This is a genomic window from Pseudomonas migulae, assembly GCF_024169315.1.
Classification (GTDB): domain Bacteria; phylum Pseudomonadota; class Gammaproteobacteria; order Pseudomonadales; family Pseudomonadaceae; genus Aquipseudomonas; species Aquipseudomonas migulae_B.
Genome location: NZ_JALJWR010000001.1, coordinates 1,151,889 through 1,168,170, shown reverse-complemented (window position 1 = coordinate 1,168,170; position 16,282 = coordinate 1,151,889). Strand labels below are relative to the sequence as shown.

12 protein-coding genes and 1 pseudogene are annotated in these 16,282 nt (G+C 62.4%); 5 read left to right on the top strand and 8 right to left on the bottom strand.

What is annotated here, in order from left to right:
• Nucleotides 1-81: 81 nt before the first annotated feature.
• On the bottom strand, nucleotides 82-1,824 hold the full coding sequence (locus tag J2Y86_RS05315; RefSeq protein ID WP_253428688.1) for an amidohydrolase: 1,743 nt from the start codon (nucleotides 1,822-1,824) through the stop codon (nucleotides 82-84).
• 103 nt (nucleotides 1,825-1,927) lie between these two features.
• On the opposite strand from J2Y86_RS05315, the pseudogene J2Y86_RS05310 reads away from it, so the two are divergent.
• From J2Y86_RS05310 to J2Y86_RS05290, 5 genes and pseudogenes are all read left to right on the top strand, one after another.
• A pseudogene (locus J2Y86_RS05310) lies at nucleotides 1,928-2,846 on the top strand (LysR substrate-binding domain-containing protein).
• Nucleotides 2,847-2,884: 38 nt separating this feature from the next.
• Complete coding sequence (gene lexA / locus J2Y86_RS05305; protein ID WP_253428687.1) at nucleotides 2,885-3,502, top strand: transcriptional repressor LexA; 618 nt, start codon at nucleotides 2,885-2,887, stop codon at nucleotides 3,500-3,502.
• A complete protein-coding gene (imuA, locus tag J2Y86_RS05300) occupies nucleotides 3,502-4,119 on the top strand; it encodes a translesion DNA synthesis-associated protein ImuA (protein ID WP_253428686.1) in 618 nt (205 codons plus the stop codon). The genes lexA and imuA overlap by 1 nt, the downstream gene beginning before the upstream one ends.
• Nucleotides 4,120-4,126: 7 nt before the next feature.
• Nucleotides 4,127-5,542, top strand: coding sequence for a Y-family DNA polymerase (locus J2Y86_RS05295; RefSeq protein ID WP_253428685.1), 1,416 nt, complete (start codon nucleotides 4,127-4,129; stop codon nucleotides 5,540-5,542).
• Entirely contained in the window at nucleotides 5,518-8,616 is a 3,099-nt protein-coding gene (locus tag J2Y86_RS05290) for an error-prone DNA polymerase (protein WP_253428684.1), read from the top strand. The genes J2Y86_RS05295 and J2Y86_RS05290 overlap by 25 nt, the downstream gene beginning before the upstream one ends.
• Nucleotides 8,617-8,822: 206 nt before the next feature.
• On the opposite strand, the gene J2Y86_RS05285 is transcribed toward J2Y86_RS05290, so the two are convergent.
• From J2Y86_RS05285 to J2Y86_RS05255, 7 genes are all read right to left on the bottom strand, one after another.
• The gene (locus J2Y86_RS05285) at nucleotides 8,823-9,485 is read right to left on the bottom strand and encodes a flavin reductase family protein (protein ID WP_214382871.1); all 663 of its coding nucleotides are present in this window, start codon (nucleotides 9,483-9,485) and stop codon (nucleotides 8,823-8,825) included.
• A 12-nt stretch (nucleotides 9,486-9,497) separates the two neighbouring features.
• Nucleotides 9,498-10,985: an amidohydrolase family protein gene (locus J2Y86_RS05280; protein WP_253428683.1), complete on the bottom strand. Its 1,488-nt coding sequence runs from the start codon at nucleotides 10,983-10,985 to the stop codon at nucleotides 9,498-9,500.
• Nucleotides 10,982-12,178, bottom strand: coding sequence for an amidohydrolase family protein (locus J2Y86_RS05275; protein WP_253428682.1), 1,197 nt, complete (start codon nucleotides 12,176-12,178; stop codon nucleotides 10,982-10,984). The genes J2Y86_RS05280 and J2Y86_RS05275 overlap by 4 nt, the downstream gene beginning before the upstream one ends.
• A gap of 122 nt (nucleotides 12,179-12,300) precedes the next feature.
• Entirely contained in the window at nucleotides 12,301-13,353 is a 1,053-nt protein-coding gene (locus J2Y86_RS05270; RefSeq protein WP_253428681.1) for an extracellular solute-binding protein, read from the bottom strand.
• 17 nt (nucleotides 13,354-13,370) lie between these two features.
• Nucleotides 13,371-14,159 carry an ABC transporter permease gene (locus J2Y86_RS05265; protein ID WP_253428680.1) on the bottom strand — a complete coding sequence of 263 codons (789 nt, stop codon included), beginning with the start codon at nucleotides 14,157-14,159 and terminating at the stop codon, nucleotides 13,371-13,373.
• Nucleotides 14,156-15,073, bottom strand: coding sequence for an ABC transporter permease (locus J2Y86_RS05260; RefSeq protein WP_253428679.1), 918 nt, complete (start codon nucleotides 15,071-15,073; stop codon nucleotides 14,156-14,158). Before J2Y86_RS05260 ends, J2Y86_RS05265 begins: the two co-directional genes overlap by 4 nt.
• Nucleotide 15,074: 1 nt before the next feature.
• Nucleotides 15,075-16,160, bottom strand: a complete 1,086-nt coding sequence (locus J2Y86_RS05255) for an ABC transporter ATP-binding protein (RefSeq protein WP_253428678.1) — start codon at nucleotides 16,158-16,160, stop codon at nucleotides 15,075-15,077.
• Nucleotides 16,161-16,282 lie beyond the last annotated feature (122 nt).

Sequence of the window (16,282 nt, the reverse complement as noted above, 5' to 3'; positions counted from 1 at the left end):
ATGGGCAGTTTTTTTGCGGCAAGGCTGCGCCGAACCCCGGCGACGAACGCGGGGTCGGGCAGTGGTGTCAGGTGATTGTTCTTAGAGGGTGGGGGCGTAGACTTCGCGGCCGGCGAACCAGGTTTGCAGCACTTGGGTATCGTGCAGGGCTTTGTTGTCGACGTTGAACACGTCGCGGTCCAGCACGATGAAATCGGCTTGCTTGCCGGGGCTCAGCGATCCGATCTGTTTTTCCAGGCCGATGGTGCGCGCAGCATTCAGGGTGTAGGCGTAGAACATGGTTTCGCGGTCGAGGCGTTCGTCGGCGTTGAGCACGCCCAACGGGCCGTCGCGGGTGATGGCCTGGGCCATGGCGTTCCACGGGTTCGGCGAAGACACCGGCCAGTCACTGGCGCCGGCGATGGTTGCACCCTGTTTGAGCAGTGAGTGCGCCGGGTATTGATAGCGGAAGGCGAGGGCGCTGACGTAGGGCTTGATCATGTCCAGGGTGTAGTCGTCGGCGGAGGCCCACAGCAATTGCATCGAGGCCATGACGTTGAGCGGTTTGAACCGCGCAAACTCTTTCGGGTTGACCATCTGCAAGTGGGTGATCGAGTGCGTCACGCCGCTCTGCCGATCCTTGCGCGCCTGAGCGATGCCGTTCAACGCCTCGCGCACCGCGCGGTCGCCGATGGCGTGGATGTGCACCAGCCAGCCGCGCTGATCGATGGCGCTGACCAGATCACCAAAACGCTTCGGATCGATCAGCAACTCACCCTGTTTGTGCGAGTTGCTGTACGGATCGATCATCGCCGCGCTCTGCGCCGGGTATTCGATTACACCGTCAGCGAAGATCTTGATGCCGGGCAAGGTCAGGTTCGGGATGCCCTGGAATTGCTGGCGGACCTTGTCCAGTGTGTCGAGATCGGCCGGCACGCTTTTCGGGTTCGCCACCAACAGCGCGGCGACGTGGGCGCTCATGCCGCCGCTTTCGGACAGTGCTTTATAGACCGGCAGCACGCCGACGGTTTTCTCCGTGGGTTTGAGTGCGAACACCGGCTCGCCGGGTGCGGCGTTGGCAGCGGGGTCCATCCACGCCGTGATGCCGAGACTGTTGTTGTAGCGCACGGCGGACTGCGCGGCCTTGAGCATGTCGGCGGCGCTCGGCGCTGGCATTTTCGAGGCGACGCGGTCCCAGCCGGCATCCACCAGGAAACCGTTGGGGCGGCCATCGGCGAGTTTGCCGATGGTGTCTTTCTCGGCGTCGGGCAGGTTTTTCAGCAGCGCGGCATCAATGCCGGCGCGTTCGAGCATCGCGTTATTGGCCCATGCGGTGTGGTGGTCGCTGCCGGTGAACACCACGGGCACCTTGGCCCATTCGCCGCTGTTGAATGTCTTGCCAAAGGCTTCGGCCTGCGCCCAATAAACCGAACTCATGCCGGCCACGCTCAGCACATCGCCATGCTTCGCTTTGCCGTCATCGCGCCAGCCGCGCAGGCGTTTTTCCAGTTCGTCGAGGTCGACCACCTCGTCTTCCATGTTCGCCGAGACCATTTCCAGTCCGCCGAAAATCGCGTGGGAATGGCTGTCGATCAGGCCGGGCATCAACGCCTTGCCGCCCAGGTCGACCACTTTGGTTTCAGCTGTGATCAGGTTTTTGATCAGCGCATCACTGCCGGCCTGCAGCACTTTGCCGTCCTGCACCGCCAGTGCCTGCACCCTCGGATTGGCGCGGTCGGCGGTGAAAATCTTGCCATTGAGCAGCACCAGGTCGGCCGCTGCCATGGCTTCCATCGAGGCAAAACTCACGGCGGCCATCAACAGATTCGGGATGAATCTTTTCATTGAATGTTTCCTTGTTATTGCGTCTGATGGCGAGATTAGTGGCTGTCGTGGCGCAGCAGAACGCCTCACTCACGAAAAACGTTTTTGCCGGAATGGAAAAAGCATGGACAAGTTGGGTGCACTGAAAATGTTCGTGGTCACGGCGCAACTGGGCAGTTTCAGTCGCGCCGCCGAGCAATTGGGCAAGACACCGTCGGCCCTGACCAAAGCGGTCAATCACCTCGAAGCCGAGCTGGGTGCGCGATTATTCGAGCGCAGTTACCCGGCGAATCCTGCTGACTGAATCCGGACGGCTCTACCTGGAAACCGCGCGTCAGGTCTTGCAGCGACTGGACGAGGCTGGCGAGGAAATCGAGCAGTTGCAGCATGGCTTGCGTGGCAACCTGAAAATCACCGCGCCGCTGGCGTACGGGCAGGCTTTTCTGGATCAGGTCTGCGGCGGTTTTCTCGAGCAATACCCGCAGATCAATCTGCAAGTGGACCTGTGCGATGAGTTCGTCAACCTGCTGGAAAGCGGTTACGACCTCGCGTTGCGCGAAGGCCATGACGATTTGCCGGGGCTGATTGCCCGCGTCGTCGGCAGCAATCGCCTGGCGTTGTGCGCCAGCCCGGCGTATCTGGCGCGCAAGGGATTGCCGGTCACGCCGCAAACCCTCGACGACCACGAATGGCTGCTGTATCGCCATCCGTTGCTCAGCCGCGAATTCTGGTGGGCCGAGCGCGACGGCCAGCGCCTGAGCCTGCCGCAACCGCCATCGCCGCGTTTGCGCAGCGACAATTACGACCTGCTGCTGGCCAACGCGCTGGCCGGGCGCGGCTTGCTGCACACGCCGCTGTGGAGCGCCGCGCCGTACATTGCCGACGGGCGGCTGGTGCGGGTGATGGCTGACTACGACATCGATCCGGACAGCTTTGGCGCGCACATTCTGGCGGTATACCCGAGCCATCGGCGGGCGACGGCCAAGGTCGTGGCGTTTATCGATTACATCGCAGGGTTTCTGGCGTCGCGCGGCTTGAGCTGACTGGCGGCGCTTGTCAGGAAAAAGCCAAAAGAGTACAAATGTACTCCATGACCAATCTTACTCCCCGCCGTACCGCCATCCTGACCTTTATCCGTGATCGAATCGCGGAGCATGGCCAGTCCCCGAGCCTCGCCGAAATCAGCGAGGCCTTCGGTTTCGCCTCTCGCAGCGTGGCGCGCAAGCATGTGCTGGCGCTGACCGAAGCCGGGTTTATCGAGGTCAATCCGCATCAGGCCCGGGGCATTCGTTTGCTCGGGCAACCGGTGCGGCCCGAGCTACTGGACATTCCGGTTCTCGGTCGAGTGGCCGCGGGTGCGCCGATCGGTGCCGATGCCGAGGTACACAGTCGGTTGTTGCTTGATCCTTCGATTTTTTCGCGGGTGCCGGACTACATGCTGCGGGTCAAGGGCGACTCGATGATCGAGGACGGCATTCTCGACGGTGATCTGGTGGGCGTGCACCGCAATCCCGAGGCCTTCAACGGTCAGATCGTCGTGGCGCGTCTCGACGGCGAAGTGACCATCAAGCGTTTCGAACGGATCGGCGATTCTGTTCGCCTGTTGCCGCGCAACCCGGCCTACAAGCCGATCATCGTTCAACCCGATCAGGACCTCGCTATCGAAGGGGTGTTCTGCGGCCTGGTGAGGCAAGGGTGATGGGTGCCGTCGTTGCGCTGGATACGCTGTTCAATGGCGGCCAGGTCTGGAAAGGCCGGCCTGCGCCCCCGAGCGTCAGCCCGCAACCCACCGGGCATGCCGCGCTGGATGCGGCGTTGCCCACCGGTGGCTGGCCGGAAGCGGCGCTGACCGAAATCCTCCTGGCCGGGCAGGGCGTTGGCGAGTTGCAACTGGTGTGGCCGGCGCTGGCACGGCTGTCGGCGGCGGGCGAGCGCATCGTGCTGGTGGCGCCGCCGTACGTGCCGTATCCGCAAGCCTGGCAAACCGCCGGGGTCGATCTGCGCCAGTTGTCGATCATCCAGGCCAGCGAGCGCGATGCGTTGTGGGCGGCGGAACAATGCCTGCGATCAGGCAGTTGCGGCGCGGTGCTGTGCTGGCCGCACAAGGCTGATGACCGGGCATTGCGGCGCTTGCAGGTGGCGGCGGAAACCGGCGCGACCCTGGCATTTGCCTATCGCTCGATCAATGAAGCCATCAACCCTTCGCCCGCGGCCCTGCGCATCGCCATCGACGCCAGGCCTGCGCAATTGCGCGTGCTCAAGTGCCGGGGCGGGCTGGCCCGTTCGGCGCCGATTGCCTTCCCCGTGGGGCATTGAGGTTGCCATGCGCTGGGTGTGTATTCTTTTCCCGCAATTGGCGCTGGACGCGGTACTGCGTCAGCGCGCCGACCCCGATGAGCCACTGGCGCTGCTGACCGGCCCGGCGCAGCGTCGGGTGTTGCAGGCGGTCAACGCTTCGGCGCGGGCGCTGGGCTTGCGACCCGGTCAGTCGATGACTGCCGCCCAGGCGTTGAGCAAAGGCTTTGTCACGGCGGAATACGACGCTGCCGAGATCGAACACTGGCAGCAGTTTCTCGCCGCGTGGGCCTACCGCTTCAGCTCCCAGGTCAGCGTGCATTACCCGCGAGCGGTGGTGTTTGAAATCGAGTCCAGCCTGGGATTGTTCGGGGACTGGCCGCAACTCGAAGCGCGATTGCGCGCCGAACTCGGCGAGCTGGGGTTTCGGCATCGGATCGTGGCGGTGCCCAACCCGGTGGCGGCGCGGATTCTGGCCAACGCCTATGACGGTCTGGTGGTGCCCGACGATCAGGCCTTGCAGCATCATCTGGGGCAACTGCCCATCGACCGGATCGGGCTCGAGGCCAGTGTCGCCACGGCGTTGTCACGCATGGGGCTGCGCACCTTGAGCCAGGTGCAGGCATTGCCCCGGCAGAGCCTGGCCCGGCGTTTCGAATCTCAGGTGCTCAAGCACCTCGATGCGCTGCTTGGCACGCGGCGACTGGCCCTGGCGTTCTACCTGCCGCCGGACCGGTTCGATGTGCGCATCGAGCTCAATTTCGACGTGCAGTCCCATCAGGCGCTGCTGTTTCCGTTGCGCCGGTTGACCGGCGATCTGTCGGCGTTCCTGTGCGGTCGCGACAGCGGCGTGCAGCGTTTCGACCTGCACCTGGAACACGCCGGGTTACCGGACAGCGTGATCAAGGTCGGCCTGCTCAGCGCCGAGCGCGATCCGGCCATGTTGTTCGAACTGGCCCGAGGGCGCCTGGAGCAGGTTCAGGTCGAGGCGCCGGTGCGCGGTTTCCGCCTGCGCGCCGAAGACTTGCCGGCCTTCGTTCCCCAGTACCAGGAACTGTTCGACGATCGCCCGCAACAGTCCTTGCCCTGGGAGCAACTGCGCGAACGCTTGCGCGCGCGGCTCGGGGATGACGCGGTGCAGGGCTTGCGGTTCCAGGCCGATCACCGGCCGGAGTGCGCCTGGCAGGCCAGTGTCGACAGCCAGCGTTGCGCGGTCATGCCGGGCGTGCAGCGTCCGGGCTGGTTGCTGACTGAACCGCAGGCGGTTCACGAAGGTTCGACGCGCATCCTCATGGGCCCGGAGCGCATCGAGTCCGGTTGGTGGGATGGCGACGACGTGCGCCGCGATTATTACCTGGTCGAAACCCGTTCCGGCCAGCAGGGCTGGGCCTATCGTGCAGTCGGTAAGGACGGCCCGTTGTGGTTGCAGGGCTGGTTCGCATGAGCATCGACTATGCCGAGTTGCACTGCCTGTCGAACTTCAGTTTCCAGCGCGGTGCTTCCAGCGCCCTTGAGCTCTTTCAGCGGGCGAAAAAACAGGGCTATCAGGCGCTGGCGATCACCGATGAATGCACCCTGGCGGGCATCGTTCGTGCTTGGCAAGCGGCCAAATCCGTGGAACTGCCGCTGATCATCGGCAGCGAAGTGCGCATCGACAACGGCCCGAAACTGGTGCTGCTGGTGGAGAACCTCGAGGGCTACCAGAATCTGTGCCGACTGATTACCCGAGCACGGCGGCGCACGCAAAAAGGCCAGTACCAGGTGCTGCGGGAGGATTTCAGCGAGCCGTTGCCGGGGCTGTTGGTGTTGTGGGTGCCGGATGCTGTCGATGATTTTCAAAGCGGCCACTGGCTGACACAGACGTTCCCCGAGCGCCTGTGGCTGGCGGTCCAGCTGCATCGCGGCCAGGACGACGCAGGGCGATTGAGCGCATTGCTGACGTTGGCGCGGGAACTGCGAATCCCGGTCGTGGCCAGCGGCGATGTGCACATGCACATCCGTGGCCGGCGCGCCTTGCAGGACACCATGACCGCGATCCGTCATCACGTGCCGGTGGCCGAGGCCGGGTTGCGCCTGCACCCCAATGGCGAGCGGCATCTGCGCAGCCTCGATGCCTTGCAGTCGATCTACCCGCAAGCGTTGCTCGATGAAACGCTGACCATTGCCCGGCGTTGCACCTTTGATCTTGGCCAGTTGCGGTATCAGTATCCCCGCGAGCTGGTGCCGGAAGGCCAGACGGCCTCGTCCTGGCTGCGTCATTTGACCGACGAGGGGATCGCCTGGCGTTGGCCAAAAGGCCCGCAAACCAAGGTGCTCAAGCAGATCGACAAGGAACTGGAGCTGATTGCCGAACTGGGTTACGAAAGTTATTTCCTGACGGTCCACGACATCGTCCGGTTTGCCCGTGAGCAAAAAATCCTCTGCCAGGGCCGCGGTTCAGCCGCCAACTCGGCGGTGTGTTTTGCGTTGGGAATCACGGAAATCGATCCGGACCGCACCACGCTGTTGTTCGAGCGCTTTCTTTCCAAGGAGCGCAACGAGCCGCCGGATATCGATGTGGACTTCGAACATGAACGCCGCGAAGAAGTCTTGCAGTATGTGTTCCAGCGTTATGGCCGGACCCGCGCGGCGCTGACTGCCGTGGTCAGCACGTATCACTCGGCGGGTGCGGTGCGCGATGTGGCCAAGGCGCTGGGTTTGCCGCCGGACCAGATCAATGCCCTGGCCGATTGCTGCGGCCACTGGAGTGATGAAACGCCGCCCGTGGAGCGCCTGCGTGAAGGCGGTTTCGATCCCGAGAGTCCGGTGTTGCGCCGGGTGTTGGGCCTGACCGGGCAACTGATCGGTTTTCCCCGGCACCTGTCCCAGCACCCCGGCGGTTTCGTGATTTCCGAACACCCTCTGGACAGTCTGGTGCCGGTGGAAAACGCCGCCATGGCCGAGCGCACCATCATCCAGTGGGACAAGGACGATCTGGACGCGGTCGGTTTGCTCAAGGTCGATATTCTTGCGCTGGGCATGCTCAGCGCGATTCGCCGTTGTTTCGATCTGCTGCGACGGCACCGCAACCTTGATTTAAGTCTGGCAACTATCCCGGCCGAAGACCCGAAAACCTACGAAATGATTGGGCATGCGGACACTATCGGGGTGTTCCAGATCGAGTCCCGGGCGCAGATGTCGATGCTGCCGAGGCTCAGGCCCAAGACGTTCTACGATTTGGTGATCGAGGTGGCCATCGTCCGGCCCGGGCCGATTCAGGGCGGGATGGTGCATCCGTATCTGCGGCGGCGTAATGGCGAAGAAGAAGTGAAGTACCCGTCGAAGAAACTCGAGGTGGTGCTGGAGCGTACGTTGGGCGTGCCGCTGTTTCAGGAGCAAGTGATGCAGATCGCCATCGTCGCCGCCGATTACAGCCCCGGCGAGGCTGATCAGTTGCGCCGCTCCATGGCGGCCTGGAAACGCCACGGCGGGCTCGAACCGCACAAGGAACGCCTGGCGGCGGGGATGAAGAAAAATGGTTATACGGCTGAATTTTCTGCGCTGATCTTCGAACAGATAAAAGGCTTTGGCAGCTACGGATTCCCCGAGTCCCACGCCGCCAGTTTTGCCTTGCTGACCTATGCCAGTTGCTGGTTGAAATGCCATGAACCGGCGGCCTTCGCCTGTGCGCTGATCAACAGCTGGCCCATGGGTTTCTACAGCCCGGACCAGATTCTGCAGGACGCTCGCCGGCATCATTTGCAGATTCGCCCGGTGGACGTGCGCGCCAGCGACTGGGATTGCAGCCTCGAACCGATTATCGGCGCGCAGCCGGCGATTCGCATGGGGCTGCGGATGATCAAGGGGTTTCGCGAAGACGATGCGCGGCGTATCGAAAGCGCGAGGTCGAAGGGCGCGGTTATCGACATCGCCGACCTCGGCGAACGGGCGCGGCTCGATGCTCGTGCGCAGGAGCAACTGGCCGATGCCGGCGCGTTGCGAGGGCTGGCCGGTGACCGGCATCGGGCGCGCTGGGAGGTGGCGGGGGTGCAGAAACAATTGGGTTTGTTCGCCGGTTTGCCGAGCCAGGAAGAGGATGCGGTGGCGTTGCCCAAACCCACGGTCGGCGAAGACCTGCTGGCGGATTACAACAGTCTCGGCACCACCCTCGGCCCGCATCCGCTGGCCCTGTTGCGGGGCGAATTGAAAGCCCGGCGCTGCCGCAGTTCGAAGGAGCTGCTGGAGGTCGAGCATGGCCGACCGGTCAGCGTCGCCGGGTTGGTGACCGGTCGACAGCGTCCGGGCACCGCCAGTGGCGTGACCTTCGTCACCCTTGAGGACGAGTTCGGAAACGTCAACGTGGTGGTCTGGCGCGACCTGGCCGACCGGCAACGCCAGGTGTTGGTCGGATCGCAGTTGCTCAAGGTCGATGGGCGCTGGGAGAAGGAAGGCGAGGTGCGGCATTTGATTGCGGGGCGTTTGAGCGATCTGAGCGAGTTACTCGACGGCATCAATGTGCGCAGCCGGGATTTCCATTGACCTGTGGCGAGGGAGCTCATGGGGTAAGGTTTTTTTGTGGCAAGTGAGCTTTTGTGGCGAGGGGATTTATCCCCGTTGGGCTGCGAAGCAGCCCTAAAACCGGCCACCGCAATAGTTTCAGAAAAACCGCATTCACCGGCTTTTACGACGGCTTCGCCGCCGAACGGGGATAAATCCCCTCGCCACAGGTTATGTGTGACGGCTGCTTACTTGGCAACCGGCCAAAACCGCTCACCACCCCCCGGCGCATCCGTCCACGCCTGCAACGACCGGGTCGGCAAATCGAAGTAGTCCCGCGTCCGCGCATACCCATGCCCACCCATGCGCCCGATCGCATCGAGTCCCAGTTGATCGATGTACAGGGTTTTCGGGTCGATCAGTTCGTCCCGCACATGGGCCATCAGCACTTCACCGAAGATGATCTCCCGAGACTGCCCGATGGACAGCGCCATCATCCGTCGGCACTCCAGCGCCACGGGCGCCTCGCCGATGCGCGGGCATTTCACGGTGGTACCGGGAATGGCCGTGAGGCCGGCGGCGGTCAGTTCGTCGAAACCGGGGGCGAAAGGCACGGCGCAGACGTTCATCGCTTCCACCAACGCATCGCTGACGATGTTGACGGTGAACTCCTGGTTGAGCTGGATATTGCGGGTGGTGTCCTTGGGGCTTTGGTCGCCGTAGTTTTCCACGCCCAATGCGAGGATCGGCGGGTCCGCCGACAGCGCATTGAAGAAGCTGAACGGCGCGGCGTTGATCCGTCCTTCGCCATCAATCGTGGTGACCAGCGCGATGGGCCGAGGCACCACGCTGCCGATCAGAATCTTGTATTTGTCCCGCGCACTCAGGGTGCTGAAGTCGAAGCTTTGCATGGGCAGAAATCTCTAGAGAAGGGGATCCATTGCGCTCAGCGGCGCGTGTGCGCTGTAGTCGTCGGCGAACGGGATGGCCGGTTTGAACAGGGTTTTCCAGTCCGGTTGGCCAAAGGCCCGATCGCTGTGACTGCGCATCAGTGTTTCGAATTGCCGTTGGGCCTGGCGTTGCAGGGCGGCGTAGTCGACGCCTTGAACCTGACCGTCCTGCATCACGCCGCGGCCATCGATGTAGCTGGCGATGCAGTCGTCACCGCGCCCGGCCAGCACCAGGTTTTTCAGTGGATCGAACAACGGCCCTAAATGCAGGCTGCGAAGGCTGAACACCGTGATGTCGGCCTTGCACCCTGGCGCCAGTCGGCCGAGATCATCACGTCCCAGTGCCTTGGCGCCGCCGAGGGTGGCGGCGTTGTACATATCCAGCGCGCTGGTAAGCGAACCCCCGCCCTCCATCAACCGAGCGATGTTCAACCCCTGACGCATGTTCTCCAGCAAGTCCGCCGGCCAGGTGTCAGTGCCTAGCGCAAAGTTGATGCCCTTGGCCCGATAGCGCCCGAACGAGTTCAGCGCCTCGCCGTCCCGGGCAAACACCACTGGGCAATGCACCAGGCTCGCGCCGCCATTCACCACCCGTTGCAGGTCTTCATCACCGTGGGTGTAAATGCCGTGGGGCAGCAGGCTGCGCGGCGTCAGCAGACCCAATTGCTCCAACCACGCCAGCGGCGAAGCACCGTGCAACTGCTCAACCATCGCCACTTCGCCAAGGCCCTGGCAGCAATGCAAGCGCATCGGCGCGTTCAACTCGCGACTCAACGCGGCGGTGCGTTGCAGCAGCGCCGGGGTGCAGGTCTGGATGCGATCCGGCAGCAGCGCGCCACGAATCAGGCCGTCATGTGAACCGTCGAAATCCTCGAAAAACTGCACCGCCGCGTCAATCCCAGCCATGCCTCGGGCTTCATCCCAGTGGTGCCCCAGGCTGCCATCGGCGCGCCAATAACTCATGCCACTCATGTAGCAGGGGCCAAGGTAAGTCCGCAGTCCAAGCTCAGCTGCCACACCGGCCACCGCAGCAAATTCGTCGTACGTCTCGGCCCACTCGCGGTAGTACATCGAGGTGATCGGCATGGCGGTGGTGATGCCATTGCGGATCAACTGCGTGAAGGCGTAGCGGTACTTGAAGACTTCTTCATCCGCGGTGTAACTCTCCCGTGGACCGGCGGCCAGATAGTCTTCGGACCACATCCGGCCCATGTCACGCTCATCGCCGTTGTCCAGGGTCAGCACCGTGGAATCGAGGTCGCCGAGGGCATCCAGGTCGATGAAGCCGGGGCCGATCAGCGCGTTGCCGTAGTCGACCCACTGATCCACCGGGCCCGGATAACCACGCCCGACAAACACAATCCGCGAGCCTTCGAACACCACTTCGCCGTCGCGCCACAACACATGCTGCGTACCTTCGAAACCGACCACGCAGCTGGCCCGCAAGCCCATGCGCTTCACAAACGGCTGTCCAGCAGTTGGCCACCGGCGGCAATCAGCTCACCGCGTCGATACACCTGGCGCAGAGGCCGCGACACCACCGCTTCACCCAGTGTCTGCACCGGCATCAACAGGAAGTCCGCCGATTGACCGATCTCCACGCCATAATCGTCACAGCCCAGCGCCAGCGCGCCATTCACGGTCGCCGCTGCAAACGCTGCCGCCAGTTCCTCGTCCTTGTTCACGTCGAAACGAAACGCCAGCAGCATCGCCCGTTCCAGCATGTCGCCGTTGCCCATGGGCGACCACGCGTCACGAATACCGTCCGACCCCAGGCACACGTTCACCCCGGTCTCGCGCAAAGCCAGGAATGGCGGTACCGCGCAATCGGCCGGTGCCGAGCTCATCAGCGAAATCCCCAGCGCCGCCAGCCGTTCGGCCACCGGTTTGACCTGACTCCACGGCAGCATGCCCAGGCAATACGCATGACTGATCATGACCCGACCATGGCGCCCGTAATGCTCGGTGTAGTCGGCGATCAGTGCGATTTGCCACAGGCCCAGTTCACCCTTGTCGTGCAGGTGAATGTCGACACCCCGGTCGAATTCGCTGGCCAGTTTGAACACGAAATCGAGCTGGGCGACCGGGTTGTTGTCGATGCCGCAGGGGTCGAGACCACCGACGTTTTCCACGCCCAGCGCCATGGCTTCGCGCATCAGTTCGGCGGTGCCGGGGCGGCTGATCAGGCCGGTTTGCGGGAACACCACCAGTTGCAGGTCGATCAGGTCGCGATAGCGATCGCGCAGTTGCTGCATGGCCTCGACATGCCGCAGACCGAAATCCGGGTCGATGTCGACGTGGCAACGCATAGTCAGGGAGCCGCGGGCGATGCAGTTTTCCAGCAGGGCGCCGGCACGCTCGGCGATGGGGCTCTGCACTTCACGCAGCACGCGGCGTTCGTTGGCGATGTAATCCTTGAGTGTCGGCCCGGCGCTGTTTGGGCGCCAGGGTTGGCCCCAAAGGGTTTTGTCGAGGTGGACGTGGCTTTCCACCAGGGCCGGGGTAAGCAGCTGGTTCTGGCCGTCGATGTCGGTGGCGGTCAGGGCCGCGGACGATGCCGGGCGGCGCTGTTTGAACAGGCCGTTTTCGATCAGCAGGTCTTCGGCGGTGGAGCCATAGGGGCGCACGTTGCGCAGCCAGCGGCGGTGGGTCATAACAAACCTCAGGTTTTGTGTTGTCAGGGCCGGCCTATTCGCGAGCAAGCCCGCTCCCACAGGGGAATGTATTTCAAATGTGGGAGCGGGCTTGCTCGCGAAGGCCGCGACTCGGTGTCAGGTCAACCCTTGAGCTTCGACCAGATCCGGTCCTGCAGCGCCCGCGCCTTGTTGCTGCACTCTTTCTCGGGGCGCAGGCGCGAGGCGAACTCGTCGGGCATGTTGATCGCATCCATGACCCGCCATTTGGCGTCGATCAGCTTGTCGCTCTGGATGCCGTTGTCGTAGGCAATGGCGTTGGACACGGCAGCGGCGTTTTCCGGTTTCATCATCCAGTCGATGAAAATCTTCGCGTTGCCGGGATGCGGGGCGCTTTTGGGCACGGCGAAGTTGTCCTGGAACATCGCCAGGCCTTCCTTCGGATACACGTATTTGATCGTGCTCTTCTGCAACGTGGCACGGGCAGTGGAGCCGTTCCAGTTCTGCATCATGATCACTTCGCCTGAGGCCATGCGGTCGACGGTGTTGTCGGAGCTGTACATCTTCAGGAACGGTTTCTGCTTTTGCAGCAGTTCCAGAATGCGCTTGGCGTCCTGCGGGTTTTCGCTGCACTCGTCGACGTTCAGGTAATGGCTGGCGGCATTGATCACGCTGCTGGACGTATCGAGGGCGGCAAGTTGCCCCTGCAGTTCCTTGCGCGGTTCGAAGAACTCTTTCCACGAGTCGTCGAGTTTGCCGCCGGGCACGCGTGCGCTGTCATAGGAAAACCCGGTGGTGCCCCACAGGTACGGCGCCGAGAACTTGCGGCCAGGGTCGAAGCTCGGGTCGCGAAACGCCGGTTTGACGTGCTTGAAATTGGGCAGGGCCGACGCGTCGATTTCCAACAGCAGGTCCTGATTGATCAGGGTGCGCATGATCGACTGCGACGGCACGATCACGTCATACGCCGCGCCGCCGGCCTGCAATTTGGCCAGCAGGGTTTCGTTGCTGTCATAGCCATCCATCGTGACCTTGATGCCGGTCTCTTTTTCGAATTTGGCCAGCAGGTCTACCGGGTAATAATCGGTCCAGTTGTAGAAAAACAGTTCTTTGGGCTCGGCGGCCTGGGCGCTGAACGCAGTGAAGCAACTCAGGGCCAGACCGGCGACGGCGTAACGCATGCTTTTTGTTTTCATAAAAGTACGCTCCAGGATTATTGGTTTTTACCGCGCTGTCCCAGCCAGAAGGCCAGCACCACCAGCACGATGGAAATCACCAGCATGAGGGTCGAAATCGCGTTGATCTCCGGCGTTACGCCGGCCTTGATCGCCGAGAAGATGTACACCGGCAAGGTGGTTGAACCCGGCCCGGCGACAAAAAACGTCATGATGAAATCGTCGAGGCTGACCACGAACGCCAGCACCGAACCGGACAACACCGCCGGCCACAACAACGGCAACGTCACCCGGCGAAACACCTGCCACGGGTTGGCGTACAGATCGTTCGCCGCTTCCAGCAGGCTTTTGTCCAAGTCATTCAAACGCGCGCGGATCGGCAGGTAAGCGAAGGGAATGCAGAAGCCGATGTGCGCGACGATCACCGTCAGCAAACCGAGCTTGATCCCCAGCGCCATGAACAGCAGCAACGTGGCCACGGCGGTGACGATCTCCGGCAGGATCAGCGGCAGGTTGATCCCGCCCTCGACCATCTTCTGCCCGTAGAACGGCCGGTAAGTCGCCAGTGCTGCGAGCAACGCGATGGCCGTGGCGCAAACCGTGGCGATGCCGGCGACGATGATCGAGTTCAGCGCCGCCGTCTGGATCGACGGGTTGGCCAGAATCCGTCCATACCAGGCGAACGAAAACTCGGTCCACACCGTCGCCGAGCGATTGGCGTTGAAGCTGTAGGCGATCAGTACAAAGATCGGCACGTACAGATAGGCCAGGATCAGCAGGCTGACTTCGCGGGTCAGCGGCAGTTTTTTCAGGTGCAGGGCGATCATGCGGTGGCTCCCCGACGAAGGGTTTTGGCGGCACTGCGGCTATAGAGCGCGTACAGCACCAGGGACAGCAGCAGAATCCCCAACAGCAGGAACGACAGCGAACTGCCCAGCGGCCAGTTGCGCGCGGTGCCGAACTGTTGCTGGATCAGGTTGCCGATCATCAACGTCTTGCCACCACCGAGAATCGCCGGAGTGATGAAGGCACCGAGGCTCGGCACGAACACCAGCAACGCGCCGGCAATCACGCCGGGCATCGACAGCGGCAGGATGATCCGCTTCAGCGCATGCCAGCGATTGGCGCCCAGGTCGTAGGCGGCTTCCACCAGGCGCCAGTCGAGTTTTTCCAGAGTCGAGTAGATCGGCAGAATCATGAACGGCAGGAAGCTGTAGACCAGCCCGACGCTGACGGCGAAGTCGTTGTAGAGCAGGGTGATGCCACCCGCCTGCGGGAACAGCGCGTTGAGGCTCTGGGCAACCCAGCCGTGTTCGCGCAGGATGATCAGCCACGCGTAGTTGCGGATCAGCAGGTTGGTCCAGAACGGAATGGTGATCAGCAGGACCATGAGGTTGCGCCGGCGCGGGGTCAGGCTCGACATCCACAACGCCACCGGGAAACCGAACAGGAAGCACAACAGCGTCGTGCCGCCGGCCTGGAACACCGAGCGCAGCAGCGCCTGGGCGTAGACCCAGTTCAGTTCCAGTTCACCGTCGAAGCCTTCCTGGAAAAACAGTTGCACGTAACTTTGCAATTGCCAGTCGGCCTGCCAGTCGACACCGCCATACACGTTGCGCGGCAACAGGCTGATGTAGCCCATGATGCCCAACGGGATGGCGATCAACGCCAGCAAGGTCAACACCACCGGGCTGAGCAACAGCGCGCGGTTGAGAGCGGGAGAAGTGCTGCTGACGCTCATCTCAGGCCTCCATCAACAGGCAGGCGTGGGGCGGCAGGTTGACCGCGACGCGATCACCGACCACGCGACCGCGGTTCAGGCCTTCATTGTTTTCGCGCAGCATGACTTTGATGTCGTTGTTCAAGCGGCACTGATAGAGCGTGGCGGTCCCAACATACAACACGGCTTCGATCACGCCGCGCAGGTGATGCGGTTGCTCCGGTTCGACCAGTTGCGAGCGTTCCGGGCGAAACGCCAATTGCACGTTGCTGCCGTCGAAGCCCTGGGCCGGGCAGGGGATTTCCACCGGCATGCCGTTGGGCACGAAGAGTTTCTCGTTCTGCTGGCCGCGCTTGAGGTGGCCGGGCAGGAAATTGATGTCACCGATAAACTGTGCGACGAACTGATGCTGCGGCCGTTCGTAGATATCGTTGGGCGTGCCGATCTGCAGGATCTTGCCGGCGGACATCACCGCGATGCGATCAGACAAGGTCAGGGCTTCTTCCTGATCGTGAGTGACGAAAATGAAGGTGATCCCGGCTTCCTTCTGCACGCGCTTGAGTTCGACCTGCATCTCTTTGCGCAGCTTGAGGTCCAGCGCCGACAGCGGTTCATCGAGCAACAGCACTTTCGGTTTCGGCGCCAACGCCCGGGCCAGCGCCACGCGTTGTTGCTGACCACCGGACAATTCGGCGGGTTTGCGCCTGGCCAGGTGTTGCATCTGCACCAGCGCCAGCATCTCATCGACGCGCTGAGGAATAACCTTGTGATCAAGGCCCTGCATCTCGAGGCCGAAGGCGATATTCTGCGCGACAGTCATGTGCGGAAACAGCGCGTAACTCTGGAAAACGGTGTTGACCCGACGCTTGAACGGCGGCAAATGATTGACCGGCTCGCCAGCGAGACGAATCTCGCCATCGCTGACGTGTTCGAAGCCGGCGATGGTGCGCAACAAGGTGGTTTTGCCGCAGCCGGAAGGGCCGAGCAGGGTGAAGAATTCATTGTCGGCAATGTCGACTGAAACGTTGTCGAGGGCGGGAGCCAGCCCCGGATCGTCGGAATACCGCTTGGAGACGTTACGCACTTCGATTGCTATTGGTTGACCCATAATGGTGCAATCCTCTAATTATTGTATGCAATATCTGGATGCAATCTACAAATAACCGGATTAATCTGCTCGTGCAACCCCCTTTTTCAAAGGCTGCTCATTCGCCTGGGGCCGGTTGTTTA

Bases quoted from the DNA above. Each gene is read 5' to 3' on its own strand.
- J2Y86_RS05285 (WP_214382871.1), bottom strand. From the start codon at position 9,485: ATGCAAAGCTTCGACTTCAGCACCCTGAGTGCGCGGGACAAATACAAG.
- J2Y86_RS05260 (WP_253428679.1), bottom strand. From the start codon at position 15,073: ATGAGCGTCAGCAGCACTTCTCCCGCTCTCAACCGCGCGCTGTTGCTC.
- J2Y86_RS05255 (WP_253428678.1), bottom strand. From the start codon at position 16,160: ATGGGTCAACCAATAGCAATCGAAGTGCGTAACGTCTCCAAGCGGTAT.
- J2Y86_RS05315 (WP_253428688.1), bottom strand. From the start codon at position 1,824: ATGAAAAGATTCATCCCGAATCTGTTGATGGCCGCCGTGAGTTTTGCC.
- J2Y86_RS05275 (WP_253428682.1), bottom strand. From the start codon at position 12,178: ATGACCCACCGCCGCTGGCTGCGCAACGTGCGCCCCTATGGCTCCACC.
- lexA (WP_253428687.1), top strand. From the start codon at position 2,885: ATGTACTCCATGACCAATCTTACTCCCCGCCGTACCGCCATCCTGACC.
- imuA (WP_253428686.1), top strand. From the start codon at position 3,502: ATGGGTGCCGTCGTTGCGCTGGATACGCTGTTCAATGGCGGCCAGGTC.
- J2Y86_RS05270 (WP_253428681.1), bottom strand. From the start codon at position 13,353: ATGAAAACAAAAAGCATGCGTTACGCCGTCGCCGGTCTGGCCCTGAGT.
- J2Y86_RS05265 (WP_253428680.1), bottom strand. From the start codon at position 14,159: ATGATCGCCCTGCACCTGAAAAAACTGCCGCTGACCCGCGAAGTCAGC.
- J2Y86_RS05295 (WP_253428685.1), top strand. From the start codon at position 4,127: ATGCGCTGGGTGTGTATTCTTTTCCCGCAATTGGCGCTGGACGCGGTA.